The sequence below is a fragment of the Janthinobacterium sp. BJB401 genome (assembly GCF_013372745.1).
Classification (GTDB): Bacteria; Pseudomonadota; Gammaproteobacteria; order Burkholderiales; family Burkholderiaceae_D; genus Janthinobacterium; species Janthinobacterium rivuli.
The window spans coordinates 124,334-138,767 of sequence record NZ_JABXFH010000002.1; the positions used below are offsets into that span (position 1 = coordinate 124,334).

General features: G+C 59.1%; 14 protein-coding genes. 12 read left to right on the forward strand and 2 right to left on the reverse strand.

Translation table 11 applies throughout. The features are described 5' to 3' along the window. Positions 1–17: 17 nt before the first annotated feature. Positions 18–1,943, reverse strand: coding sequence for a phosphoethanolamine transferase (locus HWE17_RS02195; RefSeq protein ID WP_176387678.1), 1,926 nt, complete (start codon positions 1,941–1,943; stop codon positions 18–20). A 425-nt stretch (positions 1,944–2,368) separates the two neighbouring features. Between HWE17_RS02195 and rpsL the strand changes: the two genes are divergently transcribed. From rpsL to HWE17_RS02225, 6 genes are all read left to right on the forward strand, one after another. Beyond that, positions 2,369–2,752: a 30S ribosomal protein S12 gene (rpsL, locus tag HWE17_RS02200; protein WP_010394376.1), complete on the forward strand. Its 384-nt coding sequence runs from the start codon at positions 2,369–2,371 to the stop codon at positions 2,750–2,752. A gap of 152 nt (positions 2,753–2,904) precedes the next feature. Further along, positions 2,905–3,375, forward strand: a complete 471-nt coding sequence (gene rpsG, locus HWE17_RS02205; protein WP_010394377.1) for a 30S ribosomal protein S7 — start codon at positions 2,905–2,907, stop codon at positions 3,373–3,375. 108 nt (positions 3,376–3,483) lie between these two features. Further along, positions 3,484–5,589 carry an elongation factor G gene (fusA, locus tag HWE17_RS02210; protein ID WP_034753184.1) on the forward strand — a complete coding sequence of 702 codons (2,106 nt, stop codon included), beginning with the start codon at positions 3,484–3,486 and terminating at the stop codon, positions 5,587–5,589. Between the two features lie 72 nt (positions 5,590–5,661). Beyond that, positions 5,662–6,852: an elongation factor Tu gene (gene tuf / locus HWE17_RS02215; RefSeq protein WP_034753125.1), complete on the forward strand. Its 1,191-nt coding sequence runs from the start codon at positions 5,662–5,664 to the stop codon at positions 6,850–6,852. Positions 6,853–7,031: 179 nt separating this feature from the next. Beyond that, positions 7,032–7,349, forward strand: a complete 318-nt coding sequence (rpsJ, locus tag HWE17_RS02220; protein ID WP_010394389.1) for a 30S ribosomal protein S10 — start codon at positions 7,032–7,034, stop codon at positions 7,347–7,349. A 154-nt stretch (positions 7,350–7,503) separates the two neighbouring features. Continuing rightward, a complete protein-coding gene (locus tag HWE17_RS02225) occupies positions 7,504–8,349 on the forward strand; it encodes a DUF817 domain-containing protein (RefSeq protein ID WP_176387679.1) in 846 nt (281 codons plus the stop codon). A gap of 19 nt (positions 8,350–8,368) precedes the next feature. On the opposite strand, the gene HWE17_RS02230 is transcribed toward HWE17_RS02225, so the two are convergent. Next, positions 8,369–8,917: a tetratricopeptide repeat protein gene (locus tag HWE17_RS02230; protein ID WP_051959312.1), complete on the reverse strand. Its 549-nt coding sequence runs from the start codon at positions 8,915–8,917 to the stop codon at positions 8,369–8,371. 165 nt (positions 8,918–9,082) lie between these two features. Between HWE17_RS02230 and creB the strand changes: the two genes are divergently transcribed. From creB to rplC, 6 genes are all read left to right on the forward strand, one after another. Then, the gene (creB, locus tag HWE17_RS02235; RefSeq protein WP_176387680.1) at positions 9,083–9,814 is read left to right on the forward strand and encodes a two-component system response regulator CreB; all 732 of its coding nucleotides are present in this window, start codon (positions 9,083–9,085) and stop codon (positions 9,812–9,814) included. Beyond that, entirely contained in the window at positions 9,811–11,232 is a 1,422-nt protein-coding gene (gene creC, locus HWE17_RS02240; RefSeq protein WP_176387681.1) for a two-component system sensor histidine kinase CreC, read from the forward strand. The genes creB and creC overlap by 4 nt, the downstream gene beginning before the upstream one ends. A gap of 86 nt (positions 11,233–11,318) precedes the next feature. Beyond that, the gene (creD, locus tag HWE17_RS02245) at positions 11,319–12,710 is read left to right on the forward strand and encodes a cell envelope integrity protein CreD (RefSeq protein ID WP_176387682.1); all 1,392 of its coding nucleotides are present in this window, start codon (positions 11,319–11,321) and stop codon (positions 12,708–12,710) included. A 242-nt stretch (positions 12,711–12,952) separates the two neighbouring features. Further along, entirely contained in the window at positions 12,953–13,141 is a 189-nt protein-coding gene (locus HWE17_RS02250; RefSeq protein WP_176387683.1) for a hypothetical protein, read from the forward strand. 67 nt (positions 13,142–13,208) lie between these two features. Next, on the forward strand, positions 13,209–13,397 hold the full coding sequence (locus HWE17_RS02255; protein WP_035824017.1) for a hypothetical protein: 189 nt from the start codon (positions 13,209–13,211) through the stop codon (positions 13,395–13,397). Between the two features lie 380 nt (positions 13,398–13,777). Further along, on the forward strand, positions 13,778–14,434 hold the full coding sequence (gene rplC, locus HWE17_RS02260; protein ID WP_010394393.1) for a 50S ribosomal protein L3: 657 nt from the start codon (positions 13,778–13,780) through the stop codon (positions 14,432–14,434).

Sequence of the window (14,434 nt, forward strand, 5' to 3'; positions counted from 1 at the left end):
AGTCGCCCGCCCGCCGCTTACTTTTCCTGCTTTTCCGGCGTGCTCTTGTCGATCACTTCGCGGCAATCGCCGCGGATGATGGCGTTGTCGTAGTTGGTCCAGCCATAGCTGTCGACGTAGCGCTTGTGCTGCTTGAAGCGGGGGCTGGCGATGCTCCATTCGGGCTGTTCGCCGGCAAAGCGGATGTCGCCCAGGTCGAGCAGCGTATGGAACATGTTTTCCGTCGACAGGCGCGCCTTCTGATGGCGCCGCAGCTGCGTCACCTTGTCCGGATAGTGCTGCTGGAATTGCGGCGAATACCAGACGAAGGCGGGCACGTGGAATTCGAACTGCGTGTTGTGGCCGTGGAAGGCCAGGCGGCAAGTGCCGTCGTACAGGGTCTGGCCGTGATCGGCCACGTAGACAAGCGAGCTGCGCAGGGCGGTGCGCTGGCCGTCGTCCTTCAGCATGCCGATCACGTTCGACAGGAACCAGTCCGTGTACAGGATGGAGCTGTCGTAGCTGTTGTTGAGCTGCGGCTTGATGGCCGTGTCCGTGTAGACGGGCTTGTCGACGCCGAACAGCGACGGCTGCCACTTGTCGAACGCCTTCGGATAGCGCTGGCTGTAGTTCCAGTGGCTGCCCAGGGTGTGCAGCACGATGAGTTTTTTCGGCGCCGGGTCGGCCAGCGCGTTCTTGAATGGGTCGAACAGGATCTGGTCGAAGTTCGAATTGTTGGTGAAGCCGCCCAGGTTCAGGAATTGCACCACGTCCGCTTCCTTGGCAAAGACGGACACGGGCGTGTCGAACTGGCCGAACGAAATCTGGTTCGACAGCCAGTAAGTCTTGAAACCCGCTTCCTTGTAGGCGGTGAGGAAGGATTTCTCTGAAAAACCATCCTTGAGGCTTTGCGTGGCCGGCTTGCGCGAGATGATGACGGGCACGGACAGGCGCGTGGCGGAAACGGCCGTGATGACGTCGGCCAGCGGCACCAGGTTGCTTTCCTGTTTCAGCAGGGGATTGGTGTCGCGTTCATAGCCGTTCAGGCTCCAGCGGTCGTAGCGCGACGATTCGCCGATCACCATGACCACCACTTCCGGGTGGGGATCGGGCTGTTGCTGGTGCGCGCCGAAACGGAAGCTGCTGCTTTTCTGTCCCAGCTCGGCCAGGTACCGGCGTTCTTTGTAGAAATCGAAGCCGCGCGCGGCCAGGCCGAAAGGCCAGGAATTGCTGACGGTGTCGAAGGCGTAGGGCAGGCGCGCCCAGTGGGGCAGGCTGGGCCAGCCCAGGCCCGTTTCGTCGGCGCCGGCGATGCTGGCGTTCTCCGGCTTGCTGCTTTCCTCGTCTTCCTCGGCCGTTTCATCGTCGGCCGAGCTGGCGTCGCCGAAGCCGGAGGCGCCCGCCTTGCCGCTGGCCGCCGGCCCGCTGGCCTTGGCCGGTGCGGTGGCGCTGTGCAGGACCTTGGCCTCGAAACCGAATTCATGGCCATAGGCCCAGAAGCCGCCCAGCAGGAGCAGCAGCACGAAGGCGGCCGGGCGCGTCTTGCCGCGCCAGTCCAGGTCGCGCGTGCGCGTGGCCGCATACCAGCTCAGCGCGCACCAGGCGATCACGCCCAGCATGACGGCGCCCATCAGCCACACTTTTTGTCCGAGGAATTCCATCGCTTCCTTGGGGCTGGTTTCAAAGATGATGCCCAGGTGGTGCGTGGAAATACCCTGGCCATAGAAGATGAACAGGTAGATTTCCGTCGGCAGGGCCAGGAAGGCGGGCACCAGCAGCCAGTGGAAATACGCGGGACGCTTGAACACGCTCCAGACGGCCAGCCAGGCCAGCAGCTCGAACGTGAGCATCTGCCAGGGATGCTCGAGCGCACGTCCCAGCAGCGCGGGGATGAAGGGTACGGCCGTCAGCAAGGCATACGTCAGGAGCAGGAACAGATAGTCAGGGCGAAGCAAGGAGCGCATAAGGGAGGGCAGCGAAAAATGTCCGCTATTATCAATCCTTTTGTTGTCTTGCGGTCATACAAGAATGTGCGCGCCAGATGCTTGGTGGCAGAGAAAGAATGTCAAATCGTCAAGCGCCGCGAGGCGGCGGCGTCTGCGCGCTGCGGCCAAAGATTAGTCAAAATGCTACAAAAGTGCCGTTTTTTTGCCTTTTTTTATAGCAAAAAGCGGTAAACAGATTGACCCCCTGTAACACAAGGTCTAAACTAGCGAGTTCTCGATTTTATTCTGCTCATCGTTTACGTATTGCTTGGCATTTCATGGCCGCTCCTTATCGAGTGGCTGCGGGCGCCTCCGGTGTGCAGTAGATGAAAGCGGGACGAGGTTTTAGTCGCCGGGCATCTTGCCCGGGTTATTAATCGTAGTTTTTTGTTGGATTTATAACGATGCCAACCATCAATCAATTGATTCGCAATCCACGCGTCGCTTTGACCGTGAAGAGCAAATCGCCGGCGCTGGAAAACAGCCCGCAAAAACGTGGCGTCTGCACACGTGTTTACACCACGACTCCAAAGAAGCCTAACTCGGCTCTGCGTAAAGTCGCTAAAGTTCGTCTGACCAATGGTTTCGAAGTCATTTCGTACATTGGCGGTGAAGGCCATAACCTGCAAGAGCATAGTGTTGTGCTGTTGCGCGGCGGTCGCGTCAAGGATTTGCCGGGTGTGCGTTACCACATGGTTCGCGGTGCCCTGGATACCCAAGGCGTTAAAGACCGTAAGCAATCGCGTTCGAAGTACGGTACCAAGCGCGCTAAAGCTGGCAAGAAGTAATAAGTTGTACGCAGCAAACCCAAGTTTCGCTCAGTGGCAACTAGCTAAGTGAATGTAGTCGACCGCATCTGGTCGAGTAAGTGGAAGACTATGATGGTCGTCCGCGAGTGTGCGAAGAACGCGCGCTCAACTGAAGATTGAAAGGAATTGATATGCCACGTCGTCGTGAAGTACCCAAGCGCGAAATTTTGCCAGATCCAAAATTCGGCAACACTGATGTCGCTAAATTTGTAAACGTGCTGATGCTGTCCGGTAAGAAATCGGTTGCAGAAAACATCATCTACGGTGCTTTCGAGCACATCGCAGCAAAATCGGGTAAAGATCCACTCGAAGTTTTTGCTACCGCAATCAACAACGCCAAGCCGTTGGTTGAGGTGAAATCCCGTCGCGTCGGTGGTGCAAACTACCAGGTGCCGGTCGAAGTTCGCCCAGTCCGTCGTATGGCTCTGTCCATGCGTTGGTTGCGTGAAGCTGCTAACAAGCGCAGCGAAAAATCGATGCCACAACGCCTCGGCGGTGAGCTGATGGAAGCGGCTGAAAGCCGCGGCGGCGCGATGAAAAAACGCGACGAAGTCCATCGTATGGCTGAAGCGAACAAAGCGTTCTCGCATTTCCGCTTCTAATATAAAGCCAGCTACCGCAAGGCGGCTGTCAAGCATCTGTTGTTCGAGGCCGGGCTCATTTTTGCAAAAAAATGCTGCTCGGTTTTGTCCATTCATTTAGGATTAATTATGGCCCGCAAGACCCCCATTGAGCGCTATCGTAATATCGGTATCTCCGCTCACATCGATGCAGGTAAGACGACCACGACCGAGCGCGTCCTGTTCTACACAGGCGTGAACCACAAGCTGGGCGAAGTCCATGATGGCGCTGCCACCACCGACTGGATGGCACAAGAGCAAGAGCGCGGTATCACGATTACCTCGGCTGCTGTTACGTGCTTCTGGAAAGGCATGGCTAACAACTTCCCAGCTCACCACATCAACATCATCGACACCCCAGGCCACGTTGACTTCACCATTGAAGTAGAACGTTCGATGCGCGTGTTGGATGGCGCCTGCATGGTTTACTGTGCAGTCGGCGGCGTGCAGCCACAATCGGAAACGGTATGGCGTCAGGCTAACAAGTACAAAGTGCCACGTCTGGCCTTCGTGAACAAGATGGACCGTACCGGCGCCAACTTCTTCAAGGTCTACGATCAGATGCGTTCGCGTCTGAAAGCCAACCCAGTACCTATTCAGATGCCTATCGGCGCTGAAGATGTCTTCACCGGTGTTATCGATCTGGTCAAGATGAAAGCGGTTATCTGGGACGACGCGTCGCAAGGCATGAAGTTTGAATACGGCGACATTCCTGCACACCTGGCCGCTGATGCTGCCAAGTGGCGCGAGAACATGGTTGAAGCCGCTGCTGAAGCGTCGGAAGACCTGATGAACAAGTACCTGGAAGAAGGCGACCTCTCGGAAGAAGAGATCAAGGCTGCCCTGCGTCAGCGTACCATCGCCAGCGAAATCGTTCCAATGCTGTGCGGTACCGCCTTTAAAAACAAGGGCGTACAAGCCATGTTGGACGCGGTCATCGAGTACCTGCCATCGCCAATCGACATTCCACCTGTCCCAGGTCTGGACGAGGACGAGCAGCCAGTCGAGCGCGCCGCTGACGACAATGAGAAATTCTCGGCATTGGCGTTCAAGATCGCAACCGATCCGTTCGTTGGTCAGTTGTGCTTCATCCGTTGCTACTCGGGTACCCTGAATTCGGGCGACTCGGTGTTGAACTCCGTGAAGCAGAAGAAAGAGCGTATCGGCCGTATCGTGCAGATGCAAGCGAACGAACGCGAAGAAATCAAGGAAATGCGCGCTGGCGACATCGCCGCCGTTGTGGGTCTGAAAGACACCACCACTGGCGATACGCTTTGCGACGAGAAAGCCAGCGTCGTTCTGGAGCGCATGGTCTTCCCTGAGCCAGTGATTTCGCAGGCAGTCGAGCCAAAAACCAAGGCCGACCAGGAAAAAATGGGCCTGGCGCTGAACCGCCTGGCTGCAGAAGATCCATCGTTCCGCGTGCGTACCGATGAAGAATCGGGCCAGACCATCATCGCCGGTATGGGCGAGTTGCATCTGGACATCATCGTTGACCGCATGAAGCGCGAATTCAACGTTGAAGCGACCGTCGGCAAGCCACAAGTGGCTTACCGCGAAACGATCCGTAAAGTGTGCGAAGAGTCGGAAGGCAAATTCGTCAAGCAATCGGGTGGTCGTGGTCAATACGGTCACGTGGTTCTGAAGATCGAACCGCAAGAACCGGGCAAGGGCTTCGAATTCGTTGACGCGATCAAGGGCGGTACCGTTCCTCGCGAATACATCCCTGCAGTTGAAAAAGGTGTGCGCGACACGCTGACTTCGGGCGTGATGGCTGGTTACCCAGTCGTTGACGTGAAAGTCACGCTGTTCTTCGGTTCGTACCATGATGTTGACTCGAACGAAAATGCATTCCGCATGGCCGCTTCGATGGCATTCAAAGATGGCTGCCGCAAAGCATCGCCAGTCATCCTGGAGCCAATGATGGCCGTGGAAGTGGAAACGCCGGAAGACTACGCCGGTACCGTGATGGGCGATCTGTCGTCGCGTCGCGGCATGGTGCAAGGTATGGATGAAATTGCTGGCGGTGGCGGCAAGATCATCAAGGCCGAAGTGCCTCTGTCGGAAATGTTCGGTTACGCTACGTCGTTGCGTTCGTCGACCCAAGGTCGTGCGACTTACACGATGGAATTCAAGCACTATGCTGAAGCACCTAAGCATGTGACTGAAGCAATCGTAAGCTCGAAAGCTAAGTAATAGAAGTTCCGGGCCGGCTTTCACGAGAATGCCGGTCCCTACATTTAAATCATTGTTCTAAGGAAGAATAAAATGGCAAAAGGTAAATTCGAACGGACCAAGCCGCACGTCAACGTCGGCACCATCGGCCACGTCGACCACGGTAAAACCACGCTGACCGCTGCAATCGCAACGGTTCTGTCGAAGAAATTCGGCGGCGAAGCTAAAGCATACGACCAGATCGATGCAGCACCAGAAGAAAAAGCGCGCGGTATCACGATCAACACCGCCCACGTCGAGTACGAAACGGAAACGCGTCACTACGCGCACGTTGACTGCCCAGGCCACGCCGATTACATCAAAAACATGATTACCGGTGCTGCCCAGATGGACGGCGCGATCCTGGTGTGCTCCGCAGCTGACGGCCCAATGCCACAGACCCGCGAACACATCCTGCTGGCCCGCCAAGTTGGCGTTCCATACATCATCGTGTTCCTGAACAAGTGCGACCTGGTCGACGACGCAGAGCTGCTGGAACTGGTTGAAATGGAAGTGCGCGAGCTGTTGTCGAAGTACGAATTCCCAGGCGACGACCTGCCTATCATCAAAGGTTCGGCACGTATGGCGCTGGAAGGCAAAGAAGGCGAAATGGGCGTTGACGCGGTTCTGCGTCTGGCCGATGCGCTGGATGCTTACATCCCAACGCCAGAGCGCGCTGTTGACGGTGCTTTCCTGATGCCAGTGGAAGACGTGTTCTCGATCTCGGGTCGCGGTACCGTTGTGACCGGTCGTATCGAGCGCGGCATTGTTAAAGTCGGCGAAGAGATCGAAATCGTTGGTATCACCGATACCGTCAAAACGACTTGCACCGGCGTGGAAATGTTCCGCAAACTGCTGGACCAAGGTCAAGCAGGCGACAACGTTGGTCTGCTGCTGCGCGGCACCAAGCGTGAAGACGTGCAACGTGGTCAAGTTCTGGCCAAGCCAGGCTCGATCAAGCCGCATGCACACTTCACCGGCGAGATCTATGTTCTGTCGAAAGACGAAGGCGGCCGTCATACGCCATTCTTCAACAACTATCGTCCACAGTTCTACTTCCGCACGACGGACGTCACTGGTTCGATCGAGTTGCCAGCAGACAAAGAAATGGTCATGCCAGGCGATAACGTGTCGATCACCGTCAAGCTGATCAACCCGATCGCGATGGAAGAAGGTCTGCGCTTCGCTATCCGTGAAGGCGGCCGTACCGTCGGCGCTGGTGTTGTTGCAAAAATCCTGGCTTAATTCTTAAGCCTGCATAAAAGAAGACGCGTCGTCGCCCGGCGCCCTTCTTTTTATTCAACTGCCGGGGTTGGCAAGCATTTTGGTGCTATCATGTCGACCCTGACGGTTGTTGCGTCAGAAATTCCCGTATGACCTCATTGCCGTGCAGACCGCGCGGTTCGTTCTTTTAAGGAAATATCATGTCGGCACCAAACCAAAAAATCCGTATCCGCCTGAAGGCTTTCGATTACAAACTGATCGACCAGTCCGCTCTGGAAATCGTTGAAACCGCGAAGCGCACCGGCGCTGTCGTCAAAGGCCCAGTACCACTGCCTACCCGTATTCAGCGTTTCGACGTGCTGCGTTCCCCGCACGTCAACAAAACTTCGCGCGATCAGTTCGAGATCCGTACGCACCAACGCCTGATGGACATCGTTGACCCAACGGACAAAACCGTTGACGCGCTGATGAAGCTGGACCTGCCAGCTGGTGTTGATGTCGAAATCAAACTGCAATAATTGTTTTTAAGCAGGCCGGCGGGGTGTCCCGCTGCCTGATGATGGGGCCGGGCCTGCTCACGATCGTGAGTGCGCCCGGCCCCATTGCTATTGGTGCCAGCGCATCTCTGCAAAATCGCTTTACAGTGCCGCGGCTGGACGATAAAGTTGCCGCATGCTTAATGCCCTCGATACCCACCTGTTAAATGCAGCTCCCCGTGAGCGCCTGCGCGGCTGGCCGCGTTTCCTGACCGAATTTTTGTATTTCGGCATCAAGGAGGCGAGGTCGTGCCTGTTCGTGGGGCTGTTTTTCGCTGCCGTGTTCCTGGTGCCGCGCGCCGGCCTGTTCGGCCTGCCGCGCTATGACGTGCTGCTGCTGGTGGCGCTGGCGATCCAGGGCGCGATGCTGTGGAGCGGGCTGGAAACGTGGGATGAATTGAAAGCCATCTGCCTGTTTCATGCGGTCGGCTTCGCGCTGGAGGTGTTCAAGGTGTCGGGGACGATCCAGTCGTGGAGCTATCCCGACTTCGCCTACACCAAGGTGTTTGGCGTGCCCCTGTTTTCCGGCTTCATGTATGCGGCCGTCGGCAGCTACATCATCCAGACCTGGCGCCTGCTCGACATGCGGATCCGCCACCATCCGCCATACTGGATGGCGGTGCTGATCGCGCTGCTGATTTACGCCAACTTCTTTACTCACCACTACATCGGCGACTATCGCTGGTACCTGGCCGCCTGCGCGCTGGGCCTGTACGCGCGCACCAGCGTGGTGTTCCGTCCGCTCGACCGCGACCGCAGCATGCCCTTGCTGCTCGGTTTCGTGCTGGTCGGCTTCTTCATCTGGCTGGCTGAAAACATCAGCACCTTCTGGGGCGTATGGCGCTATCCGAACCAGCTTGGCGCCTGGTCGGTCGTGCATGTCAGCAAATGGAGCTCGTGGTCGCTGCTGGTGGTGATGACGTTCACCATCGTGGCCCACCTCAAGCACATCAAGGCCAGCATCCACGTCGCCCAGCCCTAGGCCGGGCACCGGAAGTCTCTTATTGCAGGCTGGCCGCGACGGCTTCAAAGCGCGCGCCCAGTGCCGCCTGCGGACCGCCTTGCAGCTGCTTCGCGTACTGGCGCAGCACTTCCGCCGAATACGTGCGCGAGGCGGGCGACAGCTTCGGCAGCAGCGGCAGCACGCGTTCCAGATAGCCTGTGCCTTCCTGCCATTTGCCTTGCGCTGCCAGGGCCGACGCCAGTTCCACCATGCGCCGGCCGACGCGCGCGTCGCTGCGCGGCTGCGCCGCTTCTTCCGTGGCCAGCGCTTGCCGGTACAACTGCTCCGCTTCCGCATTCTTGCCCTGCAAACGCTTGATGCGGCCCAGGTTGTACTGGCGCTGCGAGAGGACATCCGCGCTGGCCCCGGCTTGCTCGGCGCTGCGCAGCGCCTGTACGCAAGCCAGTTCCGCTTCGCCAAACTGGCCCTTGAGTTCGGCCGCGTTGCAGGCGTCGTGCTGTTCATTGGAGGTGGTGAGCGTCGCTGGCGCCGCGCAGGCGGCCAGCAGGCTGACGGCGCATAGCAGGCTGATGGTATGGGTCTTCATAGTCTCCTCGGACGGGTGTCAAACACGGTGTATCGGTGGAGTCATGCCGTAATAAATATACTATAAGTTTTTTGGGATGGGCGGCTTTTTGCCAGCGCACGCGATTGACGCCGCTTGCGTGCTTCAGGGATACTCCGGGCTTGTCCATTAATGCGTGCCGCCGCCATGTCCAAGACTGTCCTGATCGTGGAAGATGAACAGGCGATTGCCGACAGCATCGCCTATGCCTTGCGCACGGACGGCTTTACGCCGCGCCATGTGATGCTGGGCGAGCACGCCCTGGCCGCGTTGCGCCCAACGCCAGGCGAAGCCGCGCAGATGCCCGTTCTCGTGGTGCTCGACGTGGGCTTGCCCGACATGAGCGGGCTGGAAGTGTGCCGCCGGCTGCGCCAGTTTTCCGAGGTGCCGGTGATCTTCCTGACGGCCCGCAGCGACGAGATCGACCGCATCGTCGGCCTGGAAATCGGCGCCGACGATTACGTCACGAAGCCGTTTTCGCCGCGCGAACTGGTGGCGCGCATCCGCGTCATCCTGCGCCGCGCCGGTGTTGCGCAAGCTCCCCGCGAGACTGGCATGACGATAGCCGCGCCTGCCGCCGCGGCCGCGCCGGCGCGCTTCGAGCTGCGCGCGCTGGAGGCGAAAGTGCTCTTTCACGGCCAGCCGCTGGACCTGACCCGCTATGAATACTTGTTGCTGAAAACTTTGCTTGAGCATCCGGGCCACGTGCTGTCGCGCGCGCAGCTGATGGAGCGCGTGTGGAGCGGGGCGCCCGACACGCTTGAGCGCACCGTCGACGCGCACGTCAAATCGCTGCGCGCCAAGCTGCGCGCTGTCGATGCGCAGGTCGACCCCATCCAGACCCACCGTGGCCTCGGCTACAGCCTGGCCGGCGCATGAAGATCGGCCTGCGCATCCTGCTCGGCTACTTCCTGATCGTCGGGCTGGCCGCGTGGTTCCTGCTGAATGTCTTCATGGAGCAGGTCAAGCCGGGCGTGCGCTCGACCCTGGAAGACACCCTGGTCGACACTTCGCAGCTGCTGGCCAGCCTGGTGGCGCCCGACCTGAAGGCGGGCACGCTGGCGCAGTCGCCCGTGGCCGAACGCATGCAGGATTACGCGCGCCATGGCGTGGACGTGAATATCAATGGCGTGCGCAAGCGCACCCTCGATTACCGCATCTATATTACGGACCGGCACGGCATCGTGCTGTTCGATTCCAGCGGGAGCGACGTGGGGCGCGACTATTCGCGCTGGAATGACGTGTACCTGACCTTGCAGGGCAAGTATGGCGCGCGCAGCACGCGCAGCCGGCCCGACGACGAGATGTCGACGGTGATGCACGTGGCCGCGCCGATTCGCGACGGCAATGAGGTGATCGGCGTGCTGACGGTGGCCAAGCCGAACGCCAGCGTGCAAGCGTTTGTCGAGCGCAGCCAGCGCAAGATATTGCAGCGCGGCGCCATCCTGTTGCTGCTGTCGCTGCTGATCGGCCTGGCATTTGCCTGGTGGCTGCACCATGCGCTGGGCAAGCTGATGCATTACATCGGCGACGTGGAAGCGGGGCGCAAGGTGGCGCTGCCGGCGCTGGGAAAGAACGAGATCGGCACTTTGGGGCGGGCGCTCGAGGCGATGCGCACGCGCCTGGAAGGCAAGGAATACGTGGAGCAGCTGATGCACACCCTGGCGCACGAATTGAAAAGCCCGATCGCCGCCATCCAGGCCTCGGCCGAGCTGCTGCAGGAAGACATGCCACCGGTCGAGCGCCGCCAGTTTCTCGCCAGCATCCTGGAACAGAATGCGCGCCAGCGGCAGCTGATCGACAAGCTGCTGGCCCTCGTGCGCGTGGAAAAACAGCAGCGCCTGGATAACCCTGAGCGCATCGCGCTGGCGCCCCTGCTGGCGCAAGTGGCGCAGGACGCGGCCGCCACCCTGGCGGCGCGCGGCGTGCGCCTGCAGTTGCAGGCGGAAGAGGGCAGTGTGGCCGGGGACGCCTTGCTGCTGCGCCAGGCGCTGGGCAATTTGCTCGACAACGCGGCCGGCTTTGCGCCACCGGGCAGTTGCATCGACCTGACGGCGCGGCGCCAGGGTAGCCAGGTGGAAATTGCCGTGCGCGACCGTGGCGCGGGCATCCCCGCGTATGCGCTGGAACGCGTCTTCGAGCGTTTCTATTCCCTGCCGCGCCCGAGCGCCGGCAAGAGCACGGGCCTGGGCTTGCCCTTCGTGCGCGAGGTCGCGTCGCTGCATGGCGGCACGGTCGAGGTGCTCAATCATGCGGATGGCGGCGCCTGTGCGCGCCTGTGTCTGCCACTAGCCTAGCGCACTTTATTCTCCCGCTTCACACAGACTGCATCGTCAGCGCACACAGCTTTTTTACACTGGCCACCTTACTTCAAGGATGCGCCATGCAAAAAACTCTGTTAGTCAAAGCGTTGATCGTGTTCGGCCTGATGTTGCTGATCGGCCTGCCTTTGCTGATGATTCAGGAAACGATCAAGGAGCGGATGGAATTCCGCCAGGAAGCCGTCAACAGCATCGCCGCCGATTCGGTGCGCGAACAAACCATCATCGGTCCCATCCTCGTGATCCCGTATGTGGAGCAATATGACGAGCGGGTCGAGATCGCCGTCGACAAGGAGCAGAAAGGCAGCGTACCGGCGCAGACGCAGGTGCAGCGCCGCGTCATGCAGCGCCGCTTGCTGGTGTACCCGAACCTCTTGCTGCAGGAAGGCACCATCGAGACCGACCGCCGCTACCGTGGCATCCACCAGGTGCTGGTGTACAGCGGCCAGCATGCGTTCAAGGGCGACTTCACGGTGCCCAGTCTTGAGCAGTTGCCGCGCAAGACGCCGGATGCGCGCGTGACCCTGGGCGAGCCGTTTGTTGCCTTGTCCATCGAGGACGTGCGCGGCATCCGCAACATCCCGAAAATCGACTGGGGCGGGCGCCAGATCGAATTCGAACAGGGCACCGACCTGTTTGCCTTCCGCAGCGGCCTGCATGCACCCCTGGGCGCCATGCCGCTGGCGCAAGCGCAGCAGGTGAAATTCAGTTTTGACCTGGGACTGGACGGCATCGAACGCCAGCATTTCGTGCCGGTGGCGAAAAACAGCCAGATCAGCATCAAGTCGAACTGGCCCCATCCGCAGTTTGGCGGGCGCTTCCTGCCGTCGCCGAAACACCGCCAGATCAATGCCGATGGCTTTCAGGTCGAATGGAATATCTCGTCGCTGGCCAGCAATGCGCAAACGCAGCTGAGCACGATCGAGGGCGAGTTCAAGGTGCCCGACAGCGCACCGCTGGGCCAGGTGGACCGTTTCAGCGTCGGCTTCATCGAGCCGATCAATGTGTATTCGCAGTCGGACCGGGCCACCAAGTATGGCTTGCTGTTTGTGGCGCTGACGTTTGCCGCCTTCTTCATCTTCGAGATACTGAAGAGTCTGCCGATCCATCCCGTGCAATATCTGCTGGTGGGCCTGTCGCTGGTGATCTTCTTCCTGCTGCTGGTGGGCCTGGCCGAGCATATCGCTTTCCTTGCCGCTTACCTGATCGCCAGCGCCGCCTGTATCGCGCTGACCAGTTTTTACCTGGCGCATGTATTGCACAACGCCTGGCGCGGCATCGGCTTCGGCGTGGCGCTGACCATGCTCTATGGCGCCCTGTACGGATTGCTGAACTCGGAAAACAATGCGCTGGTGATGGGCAGCATCCTGCTGTTCGCCGTCCTGGCCGCCATCATGGTGGCGACGCGCAAGGTTGACTGGTATCAGATTGGCAAAGGAGCGCCGCAGGAATAGGGGCATCCGGGCGCCATGCGCCTCCGCATTTGCAGCCAGCCGTGACGGTGATATGTCCTGGCTGGCTTTTTATTTGGCCGGGAGGAACGTGGCACAATAATTGGTAGTTGGTTGGTATTGTTTACGGTATTCTATTGGCATTGCTTTTTAAGTAATGGCGGGCGCCTCGGCGCCGGCCCGGGGCGATGCGAGGATGGCGTGTCTTCCTGCTTGTTCTTCCATCTGATAAACGGAGACGAAATATGATCAAGAAGACGATGGCTTTCCTGTTTGCGCTGGGCCTGAGCGCCTCGTATGCGGTTGCCGCCGGCGATGTCACGCAGTGCTATAGCGAGTGCGGGCAGAAAGTGGCCAATTGCCGCGCGCATCTCGGCGGCAGCCCCATCTGCGAGGACCTGTACGAGCATTGCTTGGCCAATTGCCAGAAGTAAGCACCTGCTCCCGGCAGCTTGCCTGGGTGCGCATTAATTCCTGAAAAACACACAATTGGAGACATGCATGTACAAGAAAATCGCGGTATTCCTGTTTGCCATCGGCTGCAGCGCCTCGTATGCCATGGCTGGCAATGATTGCACGCTGGAGTGCGCCATCCGGGCCAACACGTGCTCGGGCGGCATGCCAGGCTCGGCCTCGAGCCCGATTTGCGAGATGGTCTACCAGCATTGCATCGAGCAGTGCAAGGTCTGAGCTGAGTCGCCCTCCGTCGGGCGCCAGGCCTGATACAGGAGGGCAGGATGGAGGAGGGCAAGGGGCGCGTACGCCGTGTACGCGCCCTTGTTGTTTCCGTGGCTGCCACTGACTTGCCGCCGGCGGCGCCCGGTCCGGCAGGCCGCATGCCGCCGTGCTTTGCGGCCGTTAAATTGCCTTGCGGCAGCGTTTTTCAGGCGCGCCGACAACTCCCGCAGGGGCGTCTTGCAACACTTTGACATACCTCGTGTTAACTTGTTGCGTCAAGGGTTTTTGTGCTATATACTAGCCGGCTTCGGTATGGATTCGTCTTTTTTGAGTCCTACGTTACTTTGTAGTTAAACAAGCCCCGCCCAATCGCAGGTGGGAATGGAGAAAAAATGAGCCTAGGCCTTCTCGGTCGCAAGGTTGGTATGATGCGCATTTTCACGGATGAAGGGGATTCGATTCCTGTCACCGTGTTGGACGTATCGAACAACCGTGTTGCGCAAATCAAAACCCCTGAAACAGATGGTTACTCCGCTGTTCAGGTCGCATTCGGTCAACGTCGCGCTTCCCGCGTGACCAAAGCTGTTGCTGGTCATCACGCTAAAGCTGGTGTTGAAGCCGGTACTCTGTTGAAAGAGTTCCGTGTCGACGCTGCCAAAGCCGCTGAACTGAAAGCTGGCGATGTTGTCGCTGCTTCCCTGTTCGAAGTCGGTCAAAAGATCGACGTGCAAGGCGTTACCATCGGTAAAGGCTATGCAGGCGTTATCAAACGTTACCACTTCGCTTCTGGCCGTGCAACGCACGGTAACTCGCGTTCGCACAACGTTCCAGGTTCCATCGGTATGGCACAAGATCCAGGTCGCGTTTTCCCTGGTAAGCGCATGACCGGTCATCTGGGTGACGTTAACCGTACGATCCAGAACCTCGTGATCGCCCGTATCGATGCCGACCGTCAGCTGTTGCTGGTCAAAGGCGCGATTCCAGGTGCGAAAAATGGCCAGGTAGTTGTCTCGCCAGCCATCAAAACCAAAGCCAAGAAGGGAGCTTAA